At 52.3% G+C, this 25,244-nt stretch carries 25 protein-coding genes and 2 tRNA genes; 4 read left to right on the forward strand and 23 right to left on the reverse strand.

The features are described from left to right. Window positions 1-174: 174 nt before the first annotated feature. The 11 genes from K3T82_RS18675 to K3T82_RS18725 form a co-directional block, all read right to left on the reverse strand. Window positions 175-918, reverse strand: a complete 744-nt coding sequence (locus K3T82_RS18675; protein WP_236031201.1) for an XdhC family protein — start codon at window positions 916-918, stop codon at window positions 175-177. 57 nt (window positions 919-975) lie between these two features. Next, window positions 976-1,293 (reverse strand): XdhC family protein, encoded by a 318-nt coding sequence (locus K3T82_RS18680; RefSeq protein ID WP_220194951.1) that lies wholly within the window; start codon window positions 1,291-1,293, stop codon window positions 976-978. Between the two features lie 25 nt (window positions 1,294-1,318). Beyond that, complete coding sequence (locus K3T82_RS18685) at window positions 1,319-2,668, reverse strand: vWA domain-containing protein (protein WP_220194952.1); 1,350 nt, start codon at window positions 2,666-2,668, stop codon at window positions 1,319-1,321. A 28-nt stretch (window positions 2,669-2,696) separates the two neighbouring features. Continuing rightward, entirely contained in the window at window positions 2,697-3,224 is a 528-nt protein-coding gene (locus K3T82_RS18690; RefSeq protein ID WP_220194953.1) for a GNAT family N-acetyltransferase, read from the reverse strand. A 46-nt stretch (window positions 3,225-3,270) separates the two neighbouring features. After that, the gene (locus K3T82_RS18695; RefSeq protein ID WP_420799309.1) at window positions 3,271-4,125 is read right to left on the reverse strand and encodes an AAA family ATPase; all 855 of its coding nucleotides are present in this window, start codon (window positions 4,123-4,125) and stop codon (window positions 3,271-3,273) included. Window positions 4,126-4,356: 231 nt separating this feature from the next. Beyond that, window positions 4,357-4,767, reverse strand: a complete 411-nt coding sequence (locus tag K3T82_RS18700) for an ester cyclase (protein WP_220194955.1) — start codon at window positions 4,765-4,767, stop codon at window positions 4,357-4,359. Between the two features lie 196 nt (window positions 4,768-4,963). Further along, window positions 4,964-5,554: a class I SAM-dependent methyltransferase gene (locus K3T82_RS18705; RefSeq protein WP_220194956.1), complete on the reverse strand. Its 591-nt coding sequence runs from the start codon at window positions 5,552-5,554 to the stop codon at window positions 4,964-4,966. Window positions 5,555-5,817: 263 nt separating this feature from the next. Next, complete coding sequence (locus K3T82_RS18710; RefSeq protein WP_220194322.1) at window positions 5,818-7,002, reverse strand: ISKra4 family transposase; 1,185 nt, start codon at window positions 7,000-7,002, stop codon at window positions 5,818-5,820. Window positions 7,003-7,012: 10 nt separating this feature from the next. Then, window positions 7,013-7,369, reverse strand: coding sequence for a hypothetical protein (locus K3T82_RS18715; protein WP_220194323.1), 357 nt, complete (start codon window positions 7,367-7,369; stop codon window positions 7,013-7,015). A 203-nt stretch (window positions 7,370-7,572) separates the two neighbouring features. Further along, a complete protein-coding gene (locus K3T82_RS18720) occupies window positions 7,573-7,797 on the reverse strand; it encodes a hypothetical protein (RefSeq protein ID WP_220194957.1) in 225 nt (74 codons plus the stop codon). Window positions 7,798-8,074: 277 nt separating this feature from the next. Beyond that, the gene (locus K3T82_RS18725; protein ID WP_220194958.1) at window positions 8,075-9,181 is read right to left on the reverse strand and encodes an aminopeptidase; all 1,107 of its coding nucleotides are present in this window, start codon (window positions 9,179-9,181) and stop codon (window positions 8,075-8,077) included. A 256-nt stretch (window positions 9,182-9,437) separates the two neighbouring features. Between K3T82_RS18725 and K3T82_RS18730 the strand changes: the two genes are divergently transcribed. The 3 genes from K3T82_RS18730 to K3T82_RS18740 all read left to right on the forward strand — a co-directional run bounded on the left by K3T82_RS18730 (window position 9,438) and on the right by K3T82_RS18740 (window position 11,104). Beyond that, complete coding sequence (locus K3T82_RS18730) at window positions 9,438-10,346, forward strand: helix-turn-helix domain-containing protein (protein WP_220194959.1); 909 nt, start codon at window positions 9,438-9,440, stop codon at window positions 10,344-10,346. A 72-nt stretch (window positions 10,347-10,418) separates the two neighbouring features. Further along, window positions 10,419-10,571, forward strand: a complete 153-nt coding sequence (locus K3T82_RS18735; protein WP_220194960.1) for a hypothetical protein — start codon at window positions 10,419-10,421, stop codon at window positions 10,569-10,571. Window positions 10,572-10,672: 101 nt separating this feature from the next. Continuing rightward, window positions 10,673-11,104, forward strand: a complete 432-nt coding sequence (locus K3T82_RS18740) for a VOC family protein (RefSeq protein WP_220194961.1) — start codon at window positions 10,673-10,675, stop codon at window positions 11,102-11,104. Between the two features lie 136 nt (window positions 11,105-11,240). Here the strand turns inward: K3T82_RS18740 and K3T82_RS18745 are convergent, their stop codons facing one another. The 9 genes from K3T82_RS18745 to pgmB form a co-directional block, all read right to left on the reverse strand. Beyond that, window positions 11,241-12,107 (reverse strand): FAD binding domain-containing protein, encoded by an 867-nt coding sequence (locus K3T82_RS18745; protein WP_220194962.1) that lies wholly within the window; start codon window positions 12,105-12,107, stop codon window positions 11,241-11,243. Window positions 12,108-12,170: 63 nt separating this feature from the next. Beyond that, window positions 12,171-14,507 carry a xanthine dehydrogenase family protein molybdopterin-binding subunit gene (locus K3T82_RS18750; RefSeq protein ID WP_220194963.1) on the reverse strand — a complete coding sequence of 779 codons (2,337 nt, stop codon included), beginning with the start codon at window positions 14,505-14,507 and terminating at the stop codon, window positions 12,171-12,173. A 92-nt stretch (window positions 14,508-14,599) separates the two neighbouring features. Further along, the gene (locus tag K3T82_RS18755; protein ID WP_220194964.1) at window positions 14,600-15,106 is read right to left on the reverse strand and encodes a (2Fe-2S)-binding protein; all 507 of its coding nucleotides are present in this window, start codon (window positions 15,104-15,106) and stop codon (window positions 14,600-14,602) included. Window positions 15,107-15,461: 355 nt separating this feature from the next. Further along, window positions 15,462-16,169, reverse strand: a complete 708-nt coding sequence (locus tag K3T82_RS18760; RefSeq protein ID WP_220194965.1) for a hypothetical protein — start codon at window positions 16,167-16,169, stop codon at window positions 15,462-15,464. A gap of 294 nt (window positions 16,170-16,463) precedes the next feature. Next, window positions 16,464-16,844: a cupredoxin domain-containing protein gene (locus K3T82_RS18765; RefSeq protein ID WP_220194966.1), complete on the reverse strand. Its 381-nt coding sequence runs from the start codon at window positions 16,842-16,844 to the stop codon at window positions 16,464-16,466. A 158-nt stretch (window positions 16,845-17,002) separates the two neighbouring features. After that, window positions 17,003-17,079 (reverse strand) — tRNA-Glu (locus K3T82_RS18770). A gap of 74 nt (window positions 17,080-17,153) precedes the next feature. Further along, window positions 17,154-17,230 (reverse strand) — tRNA-Glu (locus tag K3T82_RS18775). A 213-nt stretch (window positions 17,231-17,443) separates the two neighbouring features. Next, the gene (locus tag K3T82_RS18780) at window positions 17,444-19,630 is read right to left on the reverse strand and encodes a glycoside hydrolase family 65 protein (RefSeq protein WP_220194967.1); all 2,187 of its coding nucleotides are present in this window, start codon (window positions 19,628-19,630) and stop codon (window positions 17,444-17,446) included. 104 nt (window positions 19,631-19,734) lie between these two features. After that, window positions 19,735-20,382, reverse strand: a complete 648-nt coding sequence (pgmB, locus tag K3T82_RS18785) for a beta-phosphoglucomutase (RefSeq protein ID WP_220194968.1) — start codon at window positions 20,380-20,382, stop codon at window positions 19,735-19,737. A 431-nt stretch (window positions 20,383-20,813) separates the two neighbouring features. Between pgmB and K3T82_RS18790 the strand changes: the two genes are divergently transcribed. Further along, the gene (locus K3T82_RS18790) at window positions 20,814-21,524 is read left to right on the forward strand and encodes a hypothetical protein (protein ID WP_220194969.1); all 711 of its coding nucleotides are present in this window, start codon (window positions 20,814-20,816) and stop codon (window positions 21,522-21,524) included. 33 nt (window positions 21,525-21,557) lie between these two features. Here the strand turns inward: K3T82_RS18790 and K3T82_RS18795 are convergent, their stop codons facing one another. The 3 genes from K3T82_RS18795 to K3T82_RS18805 all read right to left on the reverse strand — a co-directional run bounded on the left by K3T82_RS18795 (window position 21,558) and on the right by K3T82_RS18805 (window position 25,209). Next, entirely contained in the window at window positions 21,558-22,355 is a 798-nt protein-coding gene (locus tag K3T82_RS18795; protein ID WP_220194970.1) for an alpha/beta hydrolase family protein, read from the reverse strand. Window positions 22,356-22,415: 60 nt separating this feature from the next. Beyond that, complete coding sequence (locus tag K3T82_RS18800; protein WP_220194971.1) at window positions 22,416-23,186, reverse strand: SIR2 family NAD-dependent protein deacylase; 771 nt, start codon at window positions 23,184-23,186, stop codon at window positions 22,416-22,418. Between the two features lie 115 nt (window positions 23,187-23,301). Next, entirely contained in the window at window positions 23,302-25,209 is a 1,908-nt protein-coding gene (locus K3T82_RS18805; RefSeq protein WP_220194972.1) for a serine/threonine protein kinase, read from the reverse strand. Window positions 25,210-25,244 lie beyond the last annotated feature (35 nt).

The raw sequence follows: 25,244 nt of genomic DNA on the forward strand, positions 1-25,244 counted from the left end.
ATCTGTATAGAGTATCTAACTATTGGCAAAAAAGGAATACTCTCTCTATATGATAAACGCATTGGGGGGTGAGAAGTTGCAATCGGCCTTGTCAATCGAGACTTCTGTATACAAAAGATAGAGGAAAGTAGGAGTAGATGCCTTCACACCTATTCCTATTTTCCTCTAAAAAGCTTATGCTGTCAGTGTTTTGCCGTGGCGGGTGGCAACAATTTCGGCCATGATGGCGAGGGCGATCTCTTCGGGGGAAGATGCGCCAATATTCAAGCCGATGGGGCCATGGATGCGTTGTACCTGTTCCTCGCTCAGACCTTCTTGCTTGAGGCGTTCGGCTCGCTCGGCTCCCGTTTTGCGACTACCAATGGCACCTACATAGCCAACCTTGTGAGCGAGAACTACCTTAAGGGTTGGCTCATCGAACTTGGGATCATGGGTTAGGACGGCGATGGCTGTAGAGGGATTGAGATCTAGTTTTTCAAGTGCCTCGTCGGGCCATTCCACGATCAGTTCGTCCGCGTGGGGGAAGCGTTCGGGCGTAGCGAAGGCCGCGCGTGCATCCACAACAATGACGCGATAGTTGAGCGTTTTGGCGAAGGTAGTGAGCGGTATGGCGATATGCCCTGCACCTACGATGATGAGTGTGGGTGGAGGGGCATAACCCTCGATAAAAACCTCATAGTCGCCCTGGGGTAATGTCAGCGTATGGGTGGCGCTGATTCCGGACCAGGTGGCTTGCTCAGCGAGCGGTACGACCTGCTGATTGAGACTTTCGGAGCCAAGGTTTCCTTGTGGGGCTTGACCTGGGAGTAGTAAGAGCTTGGCTCCGATGTTATTCGGCCCCTGGACAACTGTTGCCAGGGCCGCGCCTCGCTGCTTCTCAAGCGCGCCCCTTAAAGCCTCATAGAGTCCACTCATCATCTCTCTCCTTCACGCGTTCTAGATAATAGGTGAGCATACAGTTGGCCCTGGCTCATGCTACCAGTCGAGGCGCTCAACGAAGACACGAATGGTACCCCCGCATGACAGGCCGATCTTTTCTAGATTTTCGGCCTCGCTGATACCAAACTCTAGCAACTGTGGCTGCCCATTTTTGATGACCTCATGCGCGGTGTGAATGACGGCTGGTTCGACACATCCTCCACTGACAGAGCCCGCAATCTCGCCCTTTTCGCTAACCGCCAGTTTGGCACCGGGTAGGCGAGGGGCAGAACCAATCATGCTGATAACGGTCGCAACGGCGATCTGCTCACCACGGGCTCGCCATTTCTCAATATCGGGTAAAACGTCGTGCATATCGCAGGACTCCTTTCGAGTTTAATTAAGGTTTACGGTTGGTCCAGGCTTCAACGGCTTTACGCCGGTTATAGGCATCACGCTGGGGACGGCTGTCGTCAATGTTGGTGAGGATGTTTCCCAGGTCGATCAGGCTATCAAGATTATGGGCTGGCAGGAAGCTATCGATATAGGGCAAAGCAGCCTTCATGCCGATAGTCAGTGGGCGGTAATCTGGCGAACCGAGCAGAGGATTAAGCCAGATCAGGCGGTGGCAGCTATGCTGAAGGCGGTCCATCTCAGCTTTTAGCGTATCTGCTTCGCCCCTGTCCCAGCCATCGCTGATGATGAGCACAACTGCGCCGCGTCCAAGGACGCGTTTGGCCCAATGGTGGTTAAAGTAGTGAAGAGCGTCGCCAATGCGTGTGCCGCCGGACCAGTCCTGTACACTTTTGGAGACATCACGTACCGCCTCATCGACATCGCGGCGTTTGAGTTGCCGGGTCACGCGCGTAAGGCGCGTGCCAAAGACAAAGGCTTCGACGTTCATCAAACCATTCGAGATGGTATGAATGAAGTGGAGCAGGAGTCGTGAGTAGAGGCTCATTGAGCCGCTGATATCACAGATAATAACCAGAGGGCGTGGTTTAAGCTTGATCTCACGCCAGGTCAGCTCAATCATCTCCGAGCCATATTTGAGATTGCGGCGTACAATACGGCGCATATCGGGATAGGAACCCCGCTGTGTGGGAGCCTTACGGCGTGTGGGGCGCATACCAAGATTCCAGCGCATCTCCGCCATCAAGCGTTTCGCCTCCTGTACCTCTTCCCAGGAATAATTTTCAAAATCCTTCTGGCGCAGGCGCTCGATGGCGCTATATGCGCCACTTTGTGGGTCGCCGAGATCATTGTCATCTTCGTCCCGGTCGCGTGCGGTGGTGTTGGGTTTGCGTTCTGACTGGCGTGTATCGCGGTGAATATCCTTACGCTGTTCTTTCGCGTTCATGTGTTCGGCGAGGCGCTTGCGCTCAGAAGGTGGAAGGCGAAGTTCGCGCTGCTTGTTTTTGACCTGTCCTCCCGGTTTCTTTTGCTGATTGGGATTGTCGCGCACAAACCAGAAATACTGGTACATCTGGTCGAAGAGCGCTTCCTGTTCGTGGCGTGTGAGCAGGCTACACTTAAGCGCATAGTAGAAATCGTCCTGCTTCGTGATATCGATCATACTCAGCGTTTCCGCGAGGTCGATCATCTGGCGAGGACCAACGTTGATGCCAGCTTCCCAGAGCAAGCGCCCGAATTCGGTTAGACGGTAGAGAAGCCTTTCGCCTCGCTCAATATCGATTGGGCGCAAAGGTATTCCCTGGCGTTTGTTATTTGGCTGAGAAGGGCTCTGCATGCTGTAAACGCTCCTGTTGTGTGCCTGATTAAAGAATCTTGTAGAAAAAGACCGTGCTATCGAGCCTGCCTTCCGCGTTGCGTGCGTAGGCAGGAATGATGCCTGCTTCCTGATAGCCGAGACGTCGGTATAGGCGTTCGGCATTGTCGCTCTGGCGTGTATCGAGCACAAGCAGCATGCGCCCATGCGTGCGCGCGACCTGCTCGACTGTTTGCATAAGCGCCTGACCGATGCCTCGCCGTCGCTGGCTTTGTAAAACGAAAAGCTTCTGCACTTCGGCCCGATGCGAGGCGTTTGGTTTGCTGGCGAGTGAGAGCTGAACTGAGCCTGTGACGTGACCGGCGTCATGTGCTACTAAGAGTATACATGCCTTCTGTGCGACCTTCTGGAGGACATCGAGCCAGTACTGGTGCGCCTCCTGCTCACTTAGAGGAGGTAGGAAGCCAACCGAAGCTCCACTATTGACTGAATCTTGTAGCAGGTTGATGAGTTCGGGAAGTAAAGCTTCCCCTTCCTGTGAATCAACTAAACCAATCATGGAGGCTGGTGGCGACATGCTTACCTCACTTGCTGATACAGGATCTTCTGATGTAGAGAACACCTTATGAGCCTATAATCTTCCGAATGAGCTTGCTTAGTTCACCACCACCAACTTTGAGCACATCGTCCTGATATTTCAGGAGTGCTCCCAGCGTATCGCGAACTGTGCCTTCTACAAGTTCGAGCTGATTGAGTGCGAGCAGAGAACTAAGCCAGTCAAGCGTCTCAGCGATGCCTGGAGCTTTGTAAAGGTCCATACTGCGAATCTCGCCGACGAAGGCGCAGACCTGGTGCGCGAGTTGTTCTGGTGCTTCAGGCATGCGCGCCCGCACGATAGAGTACTCTTTCTCTAGCGTGGGGTAGTCGATCCAGTAGTAGAGACAGCGACGGCGTAACGCGTCGTGAATCTCGCGTGTACGGTTAGATGTAATGATGACAAAGGGTGGTTGCTGGGCGCTGATGGTGCCGATCTCTGGGATGGTAATTTGGAAATCGGAGAGTAGTTCTAGCAGATATGCCTCAAACTCTTCGTCGCTTCGGTCAAGCTCATCAATTAGCAGCACGGGTGGTTTGGCGTTCGAGGGACTGATCGCCTGGAGCAGTGGGCGCTGAATCAAGAAATCAGGACCAAAGATCTCTCTTAGCTCATCCTGGTTCCCGCGCGAGCCAGCTTCCATCAGGCGAATGTGTAGCATCTGCCGAGTATAGTTCCACTCATAGACGGCAGTGCTGACATCAATACCCTCATAGCATTGCAGGCGAATCAGGCGAGTATCGAGAAGGGACGCGAGCACCTTGGCGATCTCGGTTTTGCCAACACCGGGCTCCCCCTCAAGTAATAGCGGCTTACGGCGCTTGAGTGCCAGGAAGATCGCGGTGGCAAGACTGCGGTCAGCGATATAGTGTTGGGCGAACATAGCCCGTTGGACATCTTCGATAGTCGCAATACTCAAGGCTTGTGTATTGCTGAGATCACTCAGAAATTGTTCTTGCTCCAACGACGGCCTCCAATGGAAACTAGAGTGGGTTCATGTGCGGTTGTAGTGATAACTGTATTCTAAGCTATGCGCGAGGTAGTACGCAAGAATGCTGATCGCTCTGATCAGCATTCTTGCGTACTACCTCGCGCATAGTTTGCCTCCATTCCGCTAGGCAGAAGGAGCATAGCCAAGTTGTTGTAGTATCCCAAGTTGGTCTGTGCTTCCCCAACGTTCTATAAGTTTGCCGTCTTCAAATCTCCCGATTTGGACACCACGTATGCGCACACCCTTTCCAGTTGGCGCGAAACCCATAAATGTTCCTTGCTGGGTACCAGTCATCGTATACGCGATGGCGATATTGTCCTCATCGGACACCATTTGCTCGATGTTGACCTGCAAGTCGGGAAAGGCGCTATGTAACTCGGTAAAAAATTGCTGGAAGCCCTCGGGGCCAAGTGCCTGTCCAGGGGCAGGATCATGGTCAATGGCTTTCGGGGCAACTAATTCCTTGAAAAGATGAAAGTTGCCACTGTTGATTACCTCTCTAAGGCGCTCTTGGGCCTTGATGTTTGTCGTCATCTTGCTCATATCCTTCTGCGTAAACCTCCCTGGCATGCGATAAAAACTACAATGAAACGTATCTATGGTAATGATAGAGTGTGGTCTAAACGCCACCATAGCCTGCGTTGTGCGTTTGCCAGAGCGTGAAACTGGAAGTATCGTAATCCCTTCAAGATGTACTTGCTGGCAGAAAACCTTGTGGATCAGCAATGCTTCACTTGTGTCCTAATGCGCATAGGATATTTGCAGCTTTGTGGGGCTTGATCTGGAGATTAACATCAGAGAAGCCAGTCTGGGTCAGATCAAAAACCAGCTGATCGCTGATGGCTTTGAAATCAAGTTCTGATTTGATGTGTCGCGGCTGAAAGGTGAGGGCGAGTATTCCTTCTGGTCGTAGGACACGCCATAGTTCAAGGATAGCCGCTTTGCGATCAGCCCAGATCTGAACGGAATTGATAGCGAAGGCTACATGGAAGGTATTTTCGGGGAAAGGAAGCTTCTCGGCGTAGCCCTGGTGAAGCTGTGCGCGCCCGGAAAGTAGCGCGGTGGCATTGCGCCTCTTCGCGAGGCGTAGCATCTGTGTTGAGGCGTCAATACCTACTACCTGGTCAGCTTGAGTACGATGTGTAAGCATATGGATGGCCTCGCCCGCGCCAAAGCCAACTTCAAGCACGCTCTCCCCGGACCGAATGGGGAGCAGCGAAAAGGTCCATTCATAGAGCGGTCGATTGCTCCGTGCCATGATCTGTCCACCCAGGCGTCCCAGGATGCCACGTGGATGCGCAAAGAGATTGTCATTGATCATCTGCAATAAACCTCTTCACATGGAGATTCTCTTTAAAGAGATATTCTTTTTCCCTATGCTATTTGCGGTTGAAATGAGAGGTGATGGAATGTGGAGTAGGAACGAGTATACAAAGTAGATGTATAGGGAATAGTGTGGGTGAAGATGTAAGAGTTTGAGGTAGGTTGCAAATGAATATGTGTGTTGGCTTTGTGGCTTACTGATATAAAAGTATACCAGAAAATAGAAGAATTTTCAAGGGGACGCAAATGCTAGGGTGTGATTCACATTTTTGCAAATCGGTTTGGAAGCGCCTTGCGAGAAAAGGTCATGCGTCCCCAGCGCTTTTGGCCTTCGGTTCTCCCTTTGTGGGGAGTCTGTTGCGCCTTCGCCTTTCCACGCGCCGACAGCAGCAAGATCTCGATAAGCTGTTCCTCCAGCACCTGTTCCAGTTGTGCTCGTCGCCGCTGGCTGCGCTGCACTCGTCGGGCATGATGCTCTTCTCTTTGTCGCTGATGTTGCTGGTCCCAGACTTCTTCCCAGCGGTGATTACACAGGGCATCGCGTAAAGCTAGCAGAGGATTCACGTTGGCGGGCTCCCAATGCATGCCTGCTCGTTTGAGCCGCGCCTGCATGACTCGCTTGTTGGCGCTTTCCACCATGCCTGAGCCAATGGGCCAGCCTTGGGTTTGGAACTCTTGATACTGCATCTGAGGAAGGCGCTTGCCAAAATAACGCACCGCATCGCTGACCGCAGGCAAGGGGCGGTGTTCTTGCCACCACGCCATATGCTTCATGATGCGCTCTGGCCCATGATGTTTGAGCTCATGAAGCATGGCTCTTAGCCAGCCTTTGGGCACATGCTGACCTGCCAATTCCCCTTGTTCGGCGATCCGACCCAGATACTCGGCTGCATGGGCAAAATCTAAAATCCGCACGGCATCGAAGCGATGCCCATCCACAAAGCCTTGAAGCCATTCGGCTCCATCTTGCACCGCACAGACCGCTGCGGCTCTCTCAATGCCTCGCCGTGTGATCTCCACTGATGCCAGGTCGGCAAAGGTGGTTGCATCTGCCAGCCGCGAAAAGCAGGAGTGGTTGATGGTTCGTTTGTCCGTCGCATCTTGATGGCGTGTGTGTGCAGGGAGGACCTCTGCAATGACCACCGTTTTGACTTCTGCCCAACATCCTCCTCGTAGGGGAACCATGGCTCCATCTCCACTCATTGCCAGACGGCAAGCCACAGGCTCTGTGCCTTCCCCGACCAGGGCGCAGGCCGCGCTGGCTTGCTCGGTTTGCATGACCAGGACTCTGGCTCCTGCTTGTAAGGTCTGCCGACGCACCAGCGAGTCGCTGACCTGGATCCCCAACAAGGCATGCAGTTCACTGGCCGCTTCCTCAAAAGGAAGACGGGCTCCCAACCGAACCAGGCTTTGATGGGCATGGGGCATCAAACCTGTTTGAGGCAAGTCCAAGAGCTCATCGAGGGGGAAAAAAGCTGTACCCACAATGAGGGCAGCTCTGATACTCACGAATCAGGGTGACTTCTTGTCCTCCTTGCGTTTGCAGTCGGCGCTCTCGCTTGCCACGCACTTGCATCCGTTTCCCACACTCTGGACAGGCCACCGGCTTACTCCGACCGGTTCCTTGGTCTGCTTGGTTGGCTTGAGCGAGATCCTCGATCATTCTCGCTCGTAGCTCGTTCATCTGTTGGTCAACCGCCTCCTCGATGTCGGCTAAGGTCGCTTGGGGATGGGCAAGCCGCCACTCTTGCATACTCTTGGCTACCTGCTGGCTTCTTTGCTCCCATTGCTGATCGTCCTCTTGCTGCTTCATACCCTCTCCTCTCTTTTCTCTCGCTTGTCTCCTCCTCAGTGTACCATCTTTGTCTTTTTGCAAAAATCTGAATTACACCCCAAATGCTATTTTGCCTGCTCGCTTGGAAATGGCTGTATCGTGTTCAGTGTGCGAAATACTTTTGAGAGAAGGGATGCCGCCAGGAGGATGCACCAATCTTCGCTGGCGGCGTTCGCTAGTTATTACCAGCCTCGGTATTGCCGATGACGGCGGGGGCCGTAGAAGCCACCACCCATAAAGGGGCGGCGATTAAGCCAGGGTCGCCAGAAGATGCCTCGCCGAAAGGGGCGAAAGTAGCCTGGATACATTCGCCTGCGCATTGGTAGCATGAAAAAGCCAAATGCGAGGCGGAGCAATACCATCAAAAAGACCAATCCGAAAAGTAGTAGCACCATGAGTGTAAGCATGTTCTTATCCCTTTGGAGTATGAACTTTCTGGTAAGATTTTCCTTCTCGTATCGTAATACGTTGTTCTTCTCTCTTAGTTAGAGATACGCGTGAAACTGCTGGTTGTCAAATAGATTGGCCTGAGAAACGGTAACAATGTGCGGAAAGAGAGTGTCATGCTGGTGTATTGAGATAGCAGGATTGTAGTGATGCCTGGAGAAAAGCAAGTAGGCATACACGCTCACCGCGTGTGCCTACTTGCTTTGTTGGAAAATGCTTTATGGCTGCTTGTATTGTCTAGCTAATCAGCAGTTTGCCATCCTTAAGGAAGAGTGTATCATCAACCCATACTTCGCCCTGCTGGCGTAGATCGCAGACCATGTCCCAGTGGAGCGACGACTTATTGAGCCCGCCTGTTTCAGGATAGCAAGAACCAAGCGCGAGATGGACTGTGCCGCCCATTTTCTCATCGAAGAGAATGTTGCGTGTGCCGCGTGTGACGCGAGGATTATTGCCGAAGGCAAACTCGCCAAGGTAGCGCGCACCCTCGTCCAGATTAAGCATATTCTCCAGGATATCCTGTCCCTCACGCGCGGTCGCCTCAATCACCTTGCCATCTTTAAAGACAAGGCGAATACCATCAACGGGGCGCCCGGCGTAGGTTGAAGGGATATCGTACTGGATAACTCCATTGGCGCTATTTTCGACCGGGCTGGTAAAGAATTCTCCGCTGGGGAAGTTCCGTTTGCCATCGCTATTGATGAAGATGCGGTCTTCGATGGAAAGTGTGAGGTCTGTTCCCTTACCAAGGATATGTACCTTCTTATGCCCTTTCAGCCAGTCTACCTGACGCTGTTGCTGGACCGAGAGTTCTTTCCAGCGTGCGGCGGGATCGGAATCATTAAGCATACAAACGTCGAAGACAAATTCCTCAAACTCCCGCAGGGACATATTTGTGTCCTGGGCATAGGCCAGAGTGGGGTAGAGCGTCAGGCACCAGCGGAAGTCGCCAGCCTGCTCGCGTTGGCGGAAAGTACCTGTGAGTTGGCGCCCAACCTGATGCCGCTTCGCGAGGCGTGCGGGATCGATGTTACTCATGGATTTTGTATTGCTGCTCGACTTGATAGTCAGGCGTGCTGTAGCCTTCTCTGCGAGCGTGACATTGAGAGGCGAAAGCCAGGTAAGTTGCTCATCATTGGCCTCGCGGAGAAGAATCTCGTCAAGCTCTTCAAGCTGAATGAGTGGGATTGGATGCGCGCCCGCACGCAGAATCTCTTCATAGACTGCCGAGATAAGGGGCTTAGCCTCAAGCGTGGAATGGATGGCGACCACATCGCCAGGTTTGATGTAGAGGGAGTACTGAACCAGAGTTTTAGCCCAGCGCTCGATACGAATATCGCGCATAGTTCTATTTCACTTCTTTCCCGTGTAGATAACCCTTGACGCTGGCCATGCTGCTCGTAGCGCGCCAGGGCTGTGTATGTGCCCATGCTAGCTTGAAGCTAGAGCATGGGCAGTCTGTACCCTATTATATGTCGCTGACACAAACATCTGGGAAGCCATTTCTTTCCGCGAGCCGCAGATGAAATGGATCATAAAAATTCCCAGTCAGGCAAAATGTGCCATCCCCTCACAAATGGTATACTAAGGTGCGCAAAATTTGTATAAGGTTCAAATTAAAGCCTGGAATATGACGGTCCATGCCAGATCGCTTAAGTATGCCGTCATCGAGAGGGGGGAATTCTTGACGAGTCTGTATCGCTTTCTCCCATCGCCTCCACTTGCAGCTTTTATTGAGGCTTTCTGGCTCTCTGATGGACCTGTATCACTGCCTACTAGAGAGCGCTGTTTGCCTGATGGCTCGATGGCAGTGATAATTAACCTGGGCCATGATCTACTTAGAGCTTCTCATCAAGCGCGTGCTGGTATATTTCAAAGCTTTCATGGTGGCGTATTCAGTGGTGCTTCTTCACATAGCTCCATTATCGATATGAGCACCATGGGGACAACTGTAAGCATTCAATTTAAGCCCGGCGGGGCGCGCCCTTTTCTACCACTACCCGCTCTTGAGGCGGCGAATCAGACTATTGAACTTTCAACGCTCTGGGGAGCAGAAGCGGCGGATTTGCGTGAGCAACTGCAAGCGGTCATCACACCTGAAAGACGGGTGCGTATTCTTGAACGCTTTCTCCTGGCGCATGTGAATTGGGAACGGATGCCACACCTTTCTGTAGCGTTCGCGCTTGCTCAATTCCAGCCAGGATACAGACGGCGAGCTGTCTCTGATGTAACCGAGCAAATTGGTATGAGCCCTAAACGCTTTATCCACCTGTTTCGCGAAGCTGTTGGTTTGACGCCGAAGGTCTATTGCCGCGTGCTACGCTTTCAGGAGGTCTTGCGCCTCCTTGAGGAGGAACGGCCTATCTCTTGGGCTGACCTCGCGTTGGATTGTGGATATTTTGATCAGGCGCATTTTATCCATGACTTTCAGAATTTCTCTGGCCTGACACCATCTGCCTACCTGGAAAACAGGAGAACATACCGTAACCATATTCCCCTTCCTGATTGAAGAAAAAAATTTACAAGACACATTACGCCAAATTTTGCTAGCATTAGGTGCAGCTATGGGGAGGGGAGATGTATGCCCCTTTTACATTGGCGCGAGCAATGGTCAGGCATTTCTGATAGCCATAATAATGCCTTATGCGAAAACCAACCCTCATACGAGGGCACGGTGCCGCTGGTCGCGGCTAGCACGCACTCCTTGCGCGAACATCTGAGCGCTTTGCGCTAGCTGCCGCAAAGGCAGCGCCGTGCCCTCGTATGAGGGTTTATGTTCGTATCAAGAAAAACACGCTCAGGTTTCCGGATAAGGAGTAATGAGGAGGAACAATCATGGATGATTTATCACACAAGTTAGCGGCGAACCGTTCTATGCCAGCTTCAACGGTCATCCCTGTGCTAGCCTATGAGGACGTGAGGCGGGCTGTGGAGTGGTTATGCACCGTCTTCGGTTTTAGAGAACGCCTGCGTATAGGTAACCACCGTTCCCAACTCCTTGTGGGTGAGGGAGCCGTTGTTATCAGCGAACGCGGCGCGGGGCAGAATTTCAATGGAAGTAGTCACTCGTTACTTGTGCGTGTTGAAGATGTGGACAGCCACTACGAGCGAGCGCGAGCCCATAGCGCAAGGATTGTGCAGCCCCCGACTGGCTATCCATATGGAGAACGACAGTACACCGTTGAGGATCTGGGTGGTCACAGCTGGACCTTCTCGCAAACATTAGCTGATATTGAGCCAGAAGAATGGGGAGGGTCATTGGTTTAAAAGGGAAGGAGCATCAAGTCCAGGCTCTAAACTAAACTGTATATGAGTAAAGGATGTTCCAATTAGGACATGGAATAGGATGGTCTATGGATCTGGAGAAGATCCATAGACCATCTGCCCTATGTATTGATTGAAGCTAGGCGCGTTCGATGGCGCTCTTGATGGTGCGGCGTGCGATGACGGCTGTCATCTGACGGCGGTACTCGGGTGAGCCGTGGATATCGCCTACCAGTTCCAGGCCATCGGCGGCATGGCTGGTTGCTTCCGCGATAACATCATCAGTGAGTTGCTTCCCGACCAGAGCTGCTTCGGTCGCGCTGGCGCGGGTGGTCTGCATTGCTGAGCCTGTCACAACGACACTGGCGGATGAGCAGGTGCCATCGCTATCGAGCGAAATAACGGCGGCGCAGCCTGCGATAGCATAATGAGAAGCGCGGTTGGAGAGCTTGATATAGGCGCTACCAGTCCTGGCAGGTGATTTGGGGAAGCGTAGTTCAACAAGCATTTCGTTTGGCTCAAGCGCTGTCTCGAAGGTTCCCAGAATGAAGTCATCTGCTGGTATCGTGCGCTTGCCATTAGGGCCTTGAATGACCAGTTCGGCTTTGAGTGCCAGGATCACGCCGGGCATATCCGCGGAGGGATCGGCATGTGCGATGCAGCCGCCCATCGTTCCGCGATTACGTACCTGTTGATCAGCGATATGAGAGGCGCATTCAGGCATCAGCGGAAAGACCTTACGGAGAAGCTCAGAGCGTTCGACCTGAGTATATGTGGTAAGCGCGCCTATCGCGATGACATCTCCCTCCTCGCGGATATAGGCGAGTTCCTGAATCTTGCTGATATCGATTAAGTGCTCAGGTTGTGATAGGCGAAGCTTCATGGCAGGGATCAGGCTATGCCCACCTGCCAGGAGCTTCGCTTCATCGCCATATTGCTGTAGGAGCTCAATGGCTTCATCCACCGTTTTCGCGGGATGATAATCAAAGGCTGCTGGTATAGACATGTATTTCTACTCCTCTTGAGTATGATTTAGGGTTTATACGAAAACCAACCCTCGTACAAGGAGTTATCCTTGCTGGTGGATGATCTTCCACAGTTTTTCGGGTTTGAGCGGCATATCGATATGCTCGACCCCCAGTGCGTCCGCGACGGCGGCGGCAACGGCTGGTGTCGAGCCGATTGTGCCTGCTTCCCCAACCCCCTTGACTCCCAGTGGATTGACTGGCGAGGGGGTGACCGTGTGGTCCAACTCAAAATCTGGGAAACCAACGGCGGCAGGCATGGCGTAGTCCATAAGAGTCGCGGTCAGGAGTTGTCCTTCTTCGTCGTATTCTACCCCTTCCCATAAGGCTTGACCAATACCTTGAGCCAGTCCGCCATGAATTTGCCCCTGTACAATCATCGGGTTAAGCTGGCGACCGCAGTCATCGACGGCGACGAAGCGCGTCAGTTCCGGCTCACCTGTTTCGCGGTCTACCTCGACCACGCAGATGTGGGTACCGAAGGGGAAGACGCAGGCGTCAGGCTCAAAGAAGACGGTTGTTTCCAGACCTGGTTCGATGCCGGGCGCGAGCGTGTTTGATGTATGCGCGACCCCGGCGACATCAGCGAATGTAACCGCCTTCTGAGGAGAACCAGCGACCGCGAAGCTTCCATCTTCGAGCGAGATATCCTCAGAGCTAGCCTCTAGCATGTGAGAGGCAATGAGTTTCATCTTCTCCTTGAGTTTCTGTACCGCATTGAAAACTGCCGTACCACCAACGGCTGTCGTGCGGCTCCCATAGGTACCACGGCCCTCGGGCGTTGAATCAGTATCGCCGTGCAGGATGATGACATTCTCAACTGGAATGGAAAACTCGTCAGCGACGATCTGAGCGAAAGTCGTCTCCTCGCCCTGTCCATGCGGAGAGGCACCTGTGTAGACCATGACGGTCCCGTTCTGCTCGACGCGCACACGCGCGCTCTCATAGAGACCTACCGGAGCCGAGCCCTTGGGGCCGAAACCGCAGATCTCAATATAGGATGAGACGCCGATGCCCATCAACTTGCCTTCAGCGCGTTTGCGAGCCTGTTCCTCGCGAAGTTCTTTATAGCCAATGATATCCATAGCCTTCGCGAGAGCAGCTTGATAGTTCCCTGAGTCGTAGACCGCGCCTGTGGCGGACTTGTAGGGGAACTGCTCTGGCTTCACAAAATTGAGCAAGCGTACTTCGGCGGGATCTTTGCCAAGCTTATAAGCGACCATATCCATGACGCGCTCAGCGACATATGTTGCCTCTGGGCGACCCGCACCGCGATATGCGTCTGTTGGTACTTTGTTGGTGAAGACAATATCGCTGCTCAGATAAATGTGCGGAATATCATAGGAACCACCTGACACCGGGAAGCCAAAGGCCGTCATAATGACATCGGTAAAGAGCTGACTGTAGGCACCCAGATCAGAGATGCCATGCACCTTGAGCCCATTTACCTTTCCCTCGGCTGTCGTTGCGACCTCCACATAGTCGATCTGATCGCGCCCATGAACGGTTGTCGCCAGATTCTCGCTGCGGTCCTCGATCCATTTTACAGGTCGTCCCATTTGCATACTGATGTAGCCTGCCAGTGTTTCCTCTGGATAGACATTGAGCTTGCACCCAAAGCCTCCTCCAACTTCTGGCACGATTACACGTAGTTGGTGCTGGGGAAGCCCTAGTTGTGAAGCCAGGATATTGCGTAACAGATGCGGGATCTGAGACGAACTCCATACGGTGAGTGTCTTATTGGCTTTACGGTACTCCGCGACTACGCCACGTGTCTCCATTGAAACGGGAGCGAGGCGCTGATTAATCAGGCGGAATTTGATGATACTGCCCCCATTGGTCTCAGTATCAGCGAAGACCTTATCGATCTCATCGGTTGGCGGCTTGAGGCTCTGTGCCACATTTGTTCCAAATTCCTCATAGAGTAGGGGGGCACCAGGCTGCATGGCCTTCTCAATGTTGATCGCGGCTGGCAAGGGATCATAATCAACCTCTACCAACTCGGCGGCGTCACGGGCGATATAGGGTGTCTCGGCGACTACCACGGCGACCGGATCACCATAGAAGCGTACCTTTCCTGCGGCGAGAGGTCCTCGACATCCCATACCTTTCTTAATGTGTCCAACTGGCACGGCGACCGGAACATTTCCGACCTTCTCTTTGATATCATCGGCGGTATACACGGCGACAACGCCTGGATGTTTTAGGGCTGCTGACGTATCAATACTATTAATGCGAGCGTGACCATAAGGGCTGCGTACAAAGGCCATATGCAGCATACCTAGAAGTTTAATATCATCGACATAGGTGGCTTGACCTGTAATGAGCCTGGGGTCTTCACGCCGCTTGATTGACGTACCCAGCATAGAAGCAATACCCATAAATAGTTACATCCTTTCTCCACTGTGAGAAACGCAACGCGATGGGCCAGAGTGTACGACAAATGTGTGGTGGTATGAAGCAGGGGGAGCGCTTATTCGCTAGCACCGACCGGCTGAGAAGCCTGAGTACTCATCTGCTCCGCAGCTTCCTGTACCGCGCGAACGATGTTCTGGTATCCGGTACAGCGACAGATGTTGCCTTCCAGCCCCTTACGAATCTCGCCCTCAGTTGGATGAGGATTATTCTTGAGAAGTTGAGAGGTTGCCATAATCATGCCTGGCGTGCAGAAACCGCACTGAAGACCATGCTTATCCCAGAATGCCTGCTGAATGGGATGAAGCTCCCCTTCTGGGGCTAGCCCTTCGATGGTCGTGACCTCACTTTCGTCCGCCTGTACAGCAAGAACCGTGCAGGATTTGACAGCTTCTCCATTAAGGTGAACGATGCAAGCGCCGCATTGAGAAGTATTGCACCCGATATGCGTGCCGGTGAGATCGAGAGTGTCACGTAAATAATGCACCAGGAGCGTACGGGGCTCTACTTCAGAGCGGTACTGTTTCCCATTCACCGTGACTGTGATTGCGCGTTTCATCGTCATCGATGGTTCCTCCATCTGGTCTAGTTGTGGGCATGCCAGAGGGGCTGGACGTGCCCGTACAAGATTACAAGAACATGAACAATATCAAGATCGAGCAGCCAGAAGGCTGTTCGAGGGGTAGGGCACAAATTGATAAGACCCGTTTTCAGTGTATAGGCTTGATCTATAGGTAACTCCGCACATGTATGTCATGCGAAGTCTGGTACGAGAATGAGAGGTGACTTCGTGAAGAGCGTAGCACACAGAAGGAAGCGTTGTCAATTGGAGCTCCAATGCTATACGGGGTTGTCAGGAGACATGAAGAAAGGCGAGCTTGCGGCTCGCCTTTCTTCATGTCTCCTCATTGTTGCCTCTACTAGCAGCTTGGAGGAGGTGTGATCCCCGGTATCATTGTTGGACATGTTGGTGGTACTGTAATAGTTGGTGTCTTTTTCCAGGGAGGAGTCGGCTTTGTTGGCGAAGGCGAGGGCGAAGGCTTAGGTGTCGCGGTAGCCTTTGCCAGACTAAAGAAGGCAGCGCGATCCTGATCAACCTGACAAGTGGAGCCATCGGCGCCGGTGAAGGTGACGGTTACAATGGAGGTCTTCCCAATCGCACCCTCATGTCCAGCTGTGGAAGCGGCGAGAACTACCAGACCATCCGAAGAGGTTGTCCCTGTAAGGGTATCCTGGCTGCCATCGCCCCAGTGGATGATCGCTGTTGCGGTTGCGCCAGCCATGCCTTGCGGGTTGCCGCCATTGTTCTTGGTAAAGGTTCCATTGATGCCGAGTGTCTTCTGTTGGGGATCGCCGCTATATGCTGGCGATGTCTGGGTGACCCAGGCTCCACACCAATGATTGGGTGTGGTTGTGCCAGTCGATTGTTTATGGATGCTATTGACATCAAAGGTCACAGTGACCTGGGGCTGAGTATTCGCACTTATACTATTTGGATCGGCCCCGCAAGCGATGATGAGCACGCTAAATACTGTTAGGGTCAGGAAGGCGGCGCATTTAAGATAGAGAGAGGCCGCTCTTGATCGTTTGGGCTTACCGTTTTGTATTGGTGGTGACGAATGTTCCATTCTCTATTGGCCTTTGTGTTAGAAAATTTGCTGATGTGAATTGTGGCCGCGAGGGAATTTACCTCGCGCTCAGTAGGTGGTGATCTTTATATTGATTTTTCCGAAATTATAACATATTGAACGAGAAAGGCTGGGAGAATCGGATGAACTGTGCCATAAAAGTACCAGGCAACGGGACATTCAACAACGCGAAGTGCAAGAGCCTGGGGATGGGTCGAAAACAAAAGTGGAATATCTCTGCTTGTCAGATGGGGCGCGAGAGATATTCCACGGATATGTGATGGTTGAGTTGGATTAGACCACGGTGACTGTTAAGTTCATTCCTGGGTGTATTGTACAGTAGAACTTGAATGTACCTGCGGTCGTAAATGGACCGATATTCTTTGAGTCATTGCCAGTAAAGTTTACGTTGCTAACCACTGGCGCACCGGGCTCGGTAGCGACTTTTGCTTTATTGCCTGCCCAGGAACCATTCGCGATAGTGTGGGGTGCGCTCACTGTGTCAACCAGAGCAATGCTTTCGCCCTTTTTCACGGTAACTTCTTTGTCAATAAAGTCGGCGCTACCCATCTTCACCTTGGTACTTGCTTCGACCTGTTCTTTGATAGAGCAAGCTGCGATGATGACGCTGAATAGCGAGAGACAGACCATCACAAATAAAAGCTTTTTATACATTAGGAGATCCTTTCAGTCCTCAACGGCCTGGTATTGGTTTCCGGGGAAGTGGGATGAAGCACCGAGAACAATCCCCAGGAAGATGCCTAAATAAATATAGCAAAATATCGCCTACATAGCAAAGAGACAAGGGACTAATGCCCTTGCCTCTTTTTCTTTGGTAGCGCATACGGGATTCGAACCCGTGATCTCCGCCTTGAGAGGGCGGCGTCCTAGTCCACTAGACGAATGCGCCAGAAGACATGTTGGGGACAACGTGTCAGAAAATGAAAGAGACAGAGATAAAGTCCCTGCCTCAGGGTGATACTTTGGTAGCGCATACGGGATTCGAACCCGTGATCTCCGCCTTGAGAGGGCGGCGTCCTAGTCCACTAGACGAATGCGCCAGATCTGCTTATATTCGTCGACGCTTGTATTGCCATCGATTGAGTACGGTGTGAATAATACATGATAGAAGAGATGTTGTCAAGAGCTTTGGACCGCATTTACGCGGCTCCCCAAAAGTCATGTGCTTCACCTGATCATCGCGCTTGCAGAGTGAAAGCGTGGCTTATGACAAACTTACCATAAGCCACGCTTCGTTCTATTGAAATACGGTACTAGCGTGTGATATCCACTGGAAGTTCTTTGCTATGGAACTGTACGGAGAAGGCCAGGCGTGACCAATTCTCTGGTAAATGTGGATGAGTAGTCAGCTTACCGTCTTCATTACGCAGGCCCGCGAAGCCGAAGGCCAGAGCTTGCCATACCGCCCCTGAACAGGCGGCATGAATACCCTCAGGCGTGTTTCCGCGCAGGTTTTTGATATCGACAAGCGCCCCTTTCATAAACAGTTTGTAGGCTATCTGTGTCTCTCCTAGTTCACAGGCCAGGATCGCATGTAGCGCAGGTGTCAGCGATGAGCCATAGTCATGATCGGTGATGGGGTAGTAGTAATCCCAGTTCGCGCGCTTAGTTTTCTCGTCGAACTCTTCAGCTAGGATTGTGAGGAGCATAAGCACATCCGCTTGCTTGATGACGCGATACTTCTGGATCGCGTGTACGCCCAGAATACCCTGATAGGAGTCTGTGCGATTATGATACTTGCTCTGGTCCAGCGGCTCTAGATTGAAGAAGCCTTCGAACTGCTCGAAAAGGCCCGTTTGTGGGTCCTGAAGAATGCGTATTTTGTTCGCCACGTCGTGCCAGTGGCTAAAGTCTTGCTCTGATAGATCTAGCTTGCTCGTTAGTTGCTCTGCCTTCTCAGGAGCGTGCTGCTCGAGCCAGTCGATGATGGCAAGCCCATACTCGATATTCTTCTTCGCCATATAGTTGGTGAAGGTATTATTATTGACGTGCTCATGCCATTCATCGGGACCGATGACATCATTGATGACATAATCGCCTCGCTCTGGATCTTCCTCGACGCGACTGACCCAGAAAAGGGCTGTATCGAGTAGAATTTCGGCCCCAAACTTCTCCATGAACGTATCATCGCCCGTCACGCGCCAGTAGCGCCAGACCGCATAAGCGATGCTGGCGGTTATGTGAAGCTCGATGAAGCCATTCAGAACAGGAATGACCTCACCAGTCTCGGGGTGAATGATGGAACTAGGAGTTGTCTCCTCTCCGCTGAGTGTGCTCTCCCAGGGGAATTGCGCGCCCTGAAAGCCATTGTTGGCAGCCTTTACCCGCGCTGCATCCAGCAGGCGATAGCGATAGATGAGCAGGTTGCGTGCTACCTCTGGCATGACATAGGTATAGAAGGGAAGCATAAAGATCTCAGTGTCGTGGAAAATGTGTCCCCGATAGCCGAAGCCAGTCAGGCCCTTGGCCGCGACGCTATAGCGGCTATCATGTGATGAGACGTTGATGCGTAATTGATAGATGTTGTAGCGTGCGCCAATCTGGGCCTCTTTGTCCTCCACAATGAGGATATCCGCTCGCTCCCAGAAGGCATTCCAGGCCTCGCGGCTGTTCGCGAGTAGCTGATCGTAGGGTTGCTTTGTATCGGCGAAAAGCTTTTGTATGTGCTGTATTGCCGCGTTACGTGGATCATTAACTGCGTCACGTGAGGTATAGATGGTGACCAGTTTGGTCGCGTCAAAAGTCTGACCTTGTTGGAGCACGCCGTTATAGCGGATACCGGGAGCGATATCGGAGTTAAGGATTTCTTTTGTGAAGCCTGTCGTCTCGCTATCAAAGGTAGTTGCCATGGCGATCTGTACCAGCGTCTTTTTTGTCTCGCAATGTAACCACTGAATATCATCGACATTACTTTGATCAACGGTTTCCAGGTGCAAGACATCATAGTTGCCCTCAGCAGTGTTTAGGGCTGAGATGACTGAGATCTCACATGGCTCACCACCCGGAGCGTCCTCAATTTTCGCGCTATAGCGAATCGCGCCTACGTGCTCATCATCGAGGCTGGCAAAGCGCTCACTGGTCACGCGTACTGTGACACCAGAGGGACTGATCCAGAGCACGCTACGCTGAACTGTTCCCTGGCGAATGTTGAGGGAACGGTGGTAGCCTAAGATGATGCCCCGGTCGAGGCGAAAGCGTTCGCCATTGATGAAGAGTTGGATTCGTGTCCAGTCAGGGGCATTCGCCAGTTCCTCTTTGGCGATAGGAATGTGATCAAAAACGCCGTATAGAAGGGTCGCCACATTATCGCGGGGATAGCCCTCCTCAAAGGTGCCACGCGTGCAAAAATAGCCATTGCCAATCGTAAAGACAGTTTCCTGGCTCAGAATGTGCTTGAGCGTTGGGTCAAATGTGTCCTCATTGATGTGCCAGTGATTCACCAGAGCACTCTTCCTTTTCGTTACTGCCATGAGCAGGAGACGCGGTTGCTTCGCGCTTTAGTTTATTTTTTCTCTAGTATTTAGGAAGGAAATACGATATCAGCCTATCCAATAAGTAAGTCTTGCAAGTGTTTGTTTTCCATGGTAGAAAGTACTTTATCTGCGTGATGGAAACGGGAGGTGGGACCAATAGCAACTGCCTTCATGCCAGCAGCTTTGATAGCCTCAATGCCCGCATCCGCGTCTTCAATTCCCACGCAATCTGGTGTATACACGCCTACCAGCCCAGCGGCGTAGACAAAGACGTCAGGTGCTGGCTTGCCATTGACCACACAATACCCATCTGCGATGCCATCAAAGTAGTCTGTTAGCTTCAGACGATCAAGAACCAGGCGGCAGTTCTTACTGGCAGAGGCGATAGCTATTTTGATACCAGCTGTCTTTAGCTCTTGTAGTAAGGCAACTCCGCCAGAGACCACTTCATCAGGGGTCATCTGCTCGATGAGAGCGTGGTAGTAGTTATTCTTACGCTCCATCATCTCCTGAATTTGTGCTTCTGTATACTGGCGACCGCGTATCAGGTATGCTAGTGATTCGCGACGCCCGACGCCGCGCAGGTGGATGTCATTCTCTTCATGGGTAAAAGGAATACCCTCGTCGTCTGCCAGATGTTTCCAGGCTTGATAATGATATTCTGAGGTATCAGTAAGCACCCCGTCCAGGTCGAAGATTATAGCTTTTGGTTGCGGCATTGTTTGCTCCATAAAGTAAGTATATGCATGCTCACATAGAAAGTGACAATCAAAAGAAGGAGAATACCGTCCCTTACGCTCAATACTGTCCTTCTAATCTCATTAACGAATGAGGCAGTAAAATAGAAGCCATAAATACATATTCTTTAGGATTGGTTTAATGTAATACTTGAAATGCATTTAATGCATCAGCACTTTGTCAAATTGAACCTTAGTCATTGTATGTCTATTGATATTTCTGGTGGTGGGATATTGGCACGTACGCTTTCTTAGAGGCAAAAAAGAATGAGACGATGCAAAGTCCAGGCGGGTATAATGGGGGGATGAGCTGAAAGCCTGTATTTATTCGTATAATATATTAATCGAAACAGGCGAATATTGAATGTCACGGCTGTCCTGGGGCAGAGGGTTATTATTATGGGAGGCGCGTAATGGAATATCCTGTTCAGTTTGGCTTGCCGCAGTTTATATTACTCATTTTGTTTGTGGGGGGGCTCGCGCTCCTCATCACCTCAGTGATGGGGCTTGCGGGTGGGCGAAGAGTTGTTTCGTACGTTGATGAAGAAGGAATACGTCGCTATAAGCGCAAAAGGAGGCGCGTCAGGCCCATGCGGGGCGCGAGTGGCTTGATACTTCTGGTGCTGGCGCTCGTGATTCTGTGGGTGACCTCATTGACTCAGAGTTACCTTGGCCTCACTGGTGAAATCAAGGTAGCGCGTGTCCAGGCCAGTACGATAAGTAACATCCCGCACCTGATGAACCTGGAATTGACCCAGTATGATCAGCAAGGTCGCGTGACCAGTCATGATAACTATGGGGTGAAAGGCGACCAGTGGATGTTGCAGGGGAATATGCTGAAGTTTCCAGGCTGGATGAACCTGGTGGGCCTGCATTCTGGCTATAAATTGACACGACTCGAAGGCCGCTATGAGGATTCTGATCTAGAGCGGACCTCAGACCATACAGTGGTGGATCTGAATGGTGGCGATGGGCAGTTCTTTAAGACTGTCTACAAGCAAGCTTGGAGTTCGCCCTTTGTCGAGGCAGCCTACGGAACGGCAGTCTTCTTGCCAGCCGATGGCATGACCTATGACATCTTTGCCTCACAGGCGGGGCTGGTGGCGAAGCCTGTGAAAGAGTAGGGAGCAGAGGTTCGTACGTCTGCTCCACATACATTATAGGTCATCGTCGAACTGCTGGGCTCCCAGGAGTGCCTGAATTTCGTAGCGTGTGCGCGTCCAGACCTGGGCATCGGGATCGATAAGTACAAAATGATCGGTATTAGGTAGCTCGATAAAGCGCACGCTATCGCCTGCCCGGCTAGCCCGGTCGGCATAAGAGCGGCTGACGGAGAGCGGAACCCGGTCATCATTATCGCCGTGAATGAGTACCTGAGGAATTCCCAGTGGCAGCAATGCTGCTGGTGAGGTACTGGCGTAGCGCTCTCCTACTTGCTCAGGGCCCGCTCCGAGCAACTCGGCGACCGCGCCTTTGCCCAGGTTCAGCTTCCAGCCCTGTTCCAGGTCACATACGCCTGCCAGGCTGACGATGCCCCTGAGCTTGAGAGGGTTGGGCATATAGAGGGGGCTGTCTTGCGGAAACTGGGAGCGAGCCGCGAGCCAGAGCGCGAGATGGCCTCCGGCTGAATGTCCAACCGTGACAACACGTCGGATATCCAGGTCATAGGTGGACGCAATCGTATTCAGATAGTCAGTCGCGGAGGCCACGTCCTGAAAGGTGCCGGGCCATCCACCGCCTGGATCGCCGATGCGTCGGTATTCCACATTCCAGACGGCGAAACCTTGTTTCACAAGATTCTGTGCCATCCCTGCCATGAGTGTGAGATCATAGGGCGCACGCCAGAACCCCCCATGTATGAGTATAACGACTGGGTGTGGTCCATTCCCCGGCTGCGGGAAGAGTTCTCCAAATTGTTGAGCCTCTGGGCCATAGGCCAGTGAGATCGCTTGCATCCTTTACGTCTCCCTCCGCGAGCATATCTATGTCGACCAAAAAGGTCACATTTAAAGGCATTATGCATCAGCTATAAGCATCGTGACAAGGGCTGGAAGAATATCGCCCGCTTTCTCATGAATAGTGACATCAGCCAGACTATCGAGTGAGGTGGGTTCCAGGTTGATGATAATGAGAGGTATATTGCGCCGGAGGGCCAGGCGTGGTAGCGTCGAGGCGGGTGTGACCTTGAGTGAAGAACCAACAACCAGGAAAAGGTCACACTCTTCCGCATAGCTTCTGGCGCGGCTAAGCTCGGCGTCAGGGACGCGTTGTCCGAAGAGGATCGTCGCGGACTTCAAGTAACCCCCACATTGCTCGCAGCATGGATCAATCTCTCCCGCATCGATGCGCTCTTGAAGCTCTTCTATCGAGGATCGCATGCCGCAGAGCGTACAGGCCGCGACGCGTGAAGTGCCATGCAATTCGACAATGCGTTGGGGATTGTTGCCTGCGTCCTGGTGCAAACCATCAAAGTTCTGGGTGATCAGGCCCAGCAAGCGCTGCTGGCGTTCTAAATGCTTCAGAGCGTGATGAGCGTGATTGGGCCGTGCGTTTCCAATCTGCTGGCGCAACGCCCGGCGCGATTGCCAGTACTGGCGTCGCGCTTCGGTGCTGTTGAGGAAGTCACGATAGCTGGTTGGTGGATGCGTGCGCCAGTACGAGTCAGGCCCGCGAAAGTCAGGGATACCGGACTCTGTGCTGATACCGGCTCCGGTCAAGACCACGATTTTGTGTGAGACCTGAAGTAACTCGGCGGCGTCCTGTAGTTGTTCTTGCAAGCTAAGCACGGTTAAATGACGCTCCTCTCCATTGAGAGCACTGGCTGCGGTAGATGGCGAAAGAATTTCTTTATGCGATTATAGTCTTCCTTACCTTCCAGCGCAAATGAGCTAGCGACCTGGACTATGCGATCTGAAGTTGAGCATAAGTAGTCGTAAAGCCTGGCTGCCCCAGTGTGGCGTCCATAGGAGAGGCTCCCGTTACCATCAGTCCAACCAATCCAGCCGAGTAATGATTATCTTTGAGCGTGGTTTGTTGGTCTTGCAGTTTGAGTTGCTTATTGTTGAGCTTAAAGCTATAGGTATCACCCTTTGCGGTGACGCTCAATGTGTTATCCTGGTGTAAACCCTGATGGAGAGCACTGGACGATTCCGCAGACCAGAGTGTTTGATAGCTAATTTGTCCATTGTTGCTATCGTAGCGGAGAATGGTGTAATCGCCCTGTCCATCGATAGCGAAAACATAGCAGGAGCTTACACTCTGACCTGTATAGGTGAGGTGGTAAGCCATACCATAGAAGCGATCTGACGCTCCGCTATCCTGGCGCATAGTGATGGTCCAGGTGAAGTTTTCAGGTAGCTTGCCTACCGCCTGTGGGTTAGGAAAGTGCGTGTTTGTATCGTTGACTACTATTTTGTAGGCGTGATTGTTTAGTGAGGCATTGAGGGAGTCAAGATTACCAACAACCCACTTATTAGGGTTGTTGCTATCTGCGAAATTATCAGTAAAAGCCTGAGCTGTCTGTGATGAGGGTTGATTCAGATTCAAGTTTAAGAGTGGAAGCACTCGTGTTCCAATCAGGACCAGGGCCAGAATGATGATGACAGCGGTTGCGATGGTGGAGAGACGAAATAGTGGGGAGCGTTGCACGGGGCGGGGCGCTATTGGCGTTTGATAGGAAGGTATCTGGGACAAGGAGCCTGGCATTGTGACAGGTGTCGTATTGGACTGCTGGAGCGACGTTGCGTTGACTGGGCCATACAAACCAGGAGAAGAATGCCCCTCAATAGTTGAATAGTTGGGATGCGTTGGTTGTACGGACGGCTGTGAAGGAAGTGTCTGTGCCGATGAGTTGGCTAAAGGAAAGTGTGAATAGGACGACGACGGTTGCGTCAGGGCTGGGAGCGCATCTTCAAGTGCCTGGGCCATCTCTTCCGCGTTCTGGAATCGTTGTTCAGGTTGCTTCTCTAGCGCCTTATAGGTAATCAACTCCAGGATATCGGGAATCTGAGGGTTGAGCGTGCGGATAGGTGGGGGGGCTTGGAACAGGTGCTGATAGAGGTAGCCCGTCAGATTTTCTGCCTCAAAGGGCCGCCTTCCGGCGAGCATCTGATAGAGTACTATGCCGAGAGCATAGATATCAGTGCGCGCATCCACCTGTTGATTATTGAATTGCTCAGGAGCCATATACGCGGCGGTCCCGATGACCTGCCCTATTTGCGTGAGTGCGGGATGGGCGTTGGCTTGTGAGCCATGCCCAAGTGGAGCATCATCACTCGTTGAGAAGAGCTTGGCAATCCCAAAGTCTGAGAGGAGCAGATGATTGGGATCGCTGGCTGAGACGAGCATATTTTGTGGCTTGATATCGCGGTGAACGATTCCATTACGATGCGCGTGATGAAGCGCGCGCGCCATCTGAAGCGTATAGCGCGCGGCGCGGCGTGGATCAAGCGCCTGTCCATCACGCATATAGGTGCGTAATGTTCCACCTCCAACGTATTGCATTACCAGGTACGTTAAACGGTTCCCCTGGGGATCGGCGTTTGTCTCGCCAAAGTCATACACCGCGACAATATTGGGATGCTCCAGGCGCGCGACAAGCAGTGCCTCGCGCTTGAAGCGTTCGATGAACGCGGTCTCATCATCATTGTTATCCTGCCCTCTCAGGTGGGGCAGGATAACCTTGAGCGCGACATCACGCTGTAAGCGTTCGTGATAGGCTTTGTACACGCGAGCCATGCCACCTTCGCCGATGGCGGACTTGATCTGATAGGCTCCAATTTGCTTGCCGATGAGCGCATCCTGCGGCATGTCGTATCTCCCTGAAACATATTACGATTTTTTAT

It is taken from the genome of Ktedonospora formicarum (genome assembly GCF_016587355.1).
GTDB lineage: Bacteria > Chloroflexota > Ktedonobacteria > Ktedonobacterales > Ktedonobacteraceae > Ktedonobacter > Ktedonobacter formicarum.

Coding starts and splice junctions, on each gene's coding strand:
- K3T82_RS18675 (WP_236031201.1), bottom strand. CDS start 918: ATGATGAGTGGACTCTATGAGGCTTTAAGGGGCGCGCTTGAGAAGCAG.
- K3T82_RS18680 (WP_220194951.1), bottom strand. CDS start 1,293: ATGCACGACGTTTTACCCGATATTGAGAAATGGCGAGCCCGTGGTGAG.
- K3T82_RS18685 (WP_220194952.1), bottom strand. CDS start 2,668: ATGCAGAGCCCTTCTCAGCCAAATAACAAACGCCAGGGAATACCTTTG.
- K3T82_RS18690 (WP_220194953.1), bottom strand. CDS start 3,224: ATGTCGCCACCAGCCTCCATGATTGGTTTAGTTGATTCACAGGAAGGG.
- K3T82_RS18695 (WP_420799309.1), bottom strand. CDS start 4,125: ATGTTCGCCCAACACTATATCGCTGACCGCAGTCTTGCCACCGCGATC.
- K3T82_RS18700 (WP_220194955.1), bottom strand. CDS start 4,767: ATGACGACAAACATCAAGGCCCAAGAGCGCCTTAGAGAGGTAATCAAC.
- K3T82_RS18705 (WP_220194956.1), bottom strand. CDS start 5,554: ATGATCAATGACAATCTCTTTGCGCATCCACGTGGCATCCTGGGACGC.
- K3T82_RS18715 (WP_220194323.1), bottom strand. CDS start 7,369: ATGAAGCAGCAAGAGGACGATCAGCAATGGGAGCAAAGAAGCCAGCAG.
- K3T82_RS18720 (WP_220194957.1), bottom strand. CDS start 7,797: ATGCTTACACTCATGGTGCTACTACTTTTCGGATTGGTCTTTTTGATG.
- K3T82_RS18725 (WP_220194958.1), bottom strand. CDS start 9,181: ATGCGCGATATTCGTATCGAGCGCTGGGCTAAAACTCTGGTTCAGTAC.
- K3T82_RS18735 (WP_220194960.1), top strand. CDS start 10,419: ATGCCCCTTTTACATTGGCGCGAGCAATGGTCAGGCATTTCTGATAGC.
- K3T82_RS18740 (WP_220194961.1), top strand. CDS start 10,673: ATGGATGATTTATCACACAAGTTAGCGGCGAACCGTTCTATGCCAGCT.
- K3T82_RS18745 (WP_220194962.1), bottom strand. CDS start 12,107: ATGTCTATACCAGCAGCCTTTGATTATCATCCCGCGAAAACGGTGGAT.
- K3T82_RS18750 (WP_220194963.1), bottom strand. CDS start 14,507: ATGGGTATTGCTTCTATGCTGGGTACGTCAATCAAGCGGCGTGAAGAC.
- K3T82_RS18755 (WP_220194964.1), bottom strand. CDS start 15,106: ATGACGATGAAACGCGCAATCACAGTCACGGTGAATGGGAAACAGTAC.
- K3T82_RS18760 (WP_220194965.1), bottom strand. CDS start 16,169: ATGGAACATTCGTCACCACCAATACAAAACGGTAAGCCCAAACGATCA.
- K3T82_RS18765 (WP_220194966.1), bottom strand. CDS start 16,844: ATGTATAAAAAGCTTTTATTTGTGATGGTCTGTCTCTCGCTATTCAGC.
- pgmB (WP_220194968.1), bottom strand. CDS start 20,382: ATGCCGCAACCAAAAGCTATAATCTTCGACCTGGACGGGGTGCTTACT.
- K3T82_RS18790 (WP_220194969.1), top strand. CDS start 20,814: ATGGAATATCCTGTTCAGTTTGGCTTGCCGCAGTTTATATTACTCATT.
- K3T82_RS18795 (WP_220194970.1), bottom strand. CDS start 22,355: ATGCAAGCGATCTCACTGGCCTATGGCCCAGAGGCTCAACAATTTGGA.
- K3T82_RS18805 (WP_220194972.1), bottom strand. CDS start 25,209: ATGCCGCAGGATGCGCTCATCGGCAAGCAAATTGGAGCCTATCAGATC.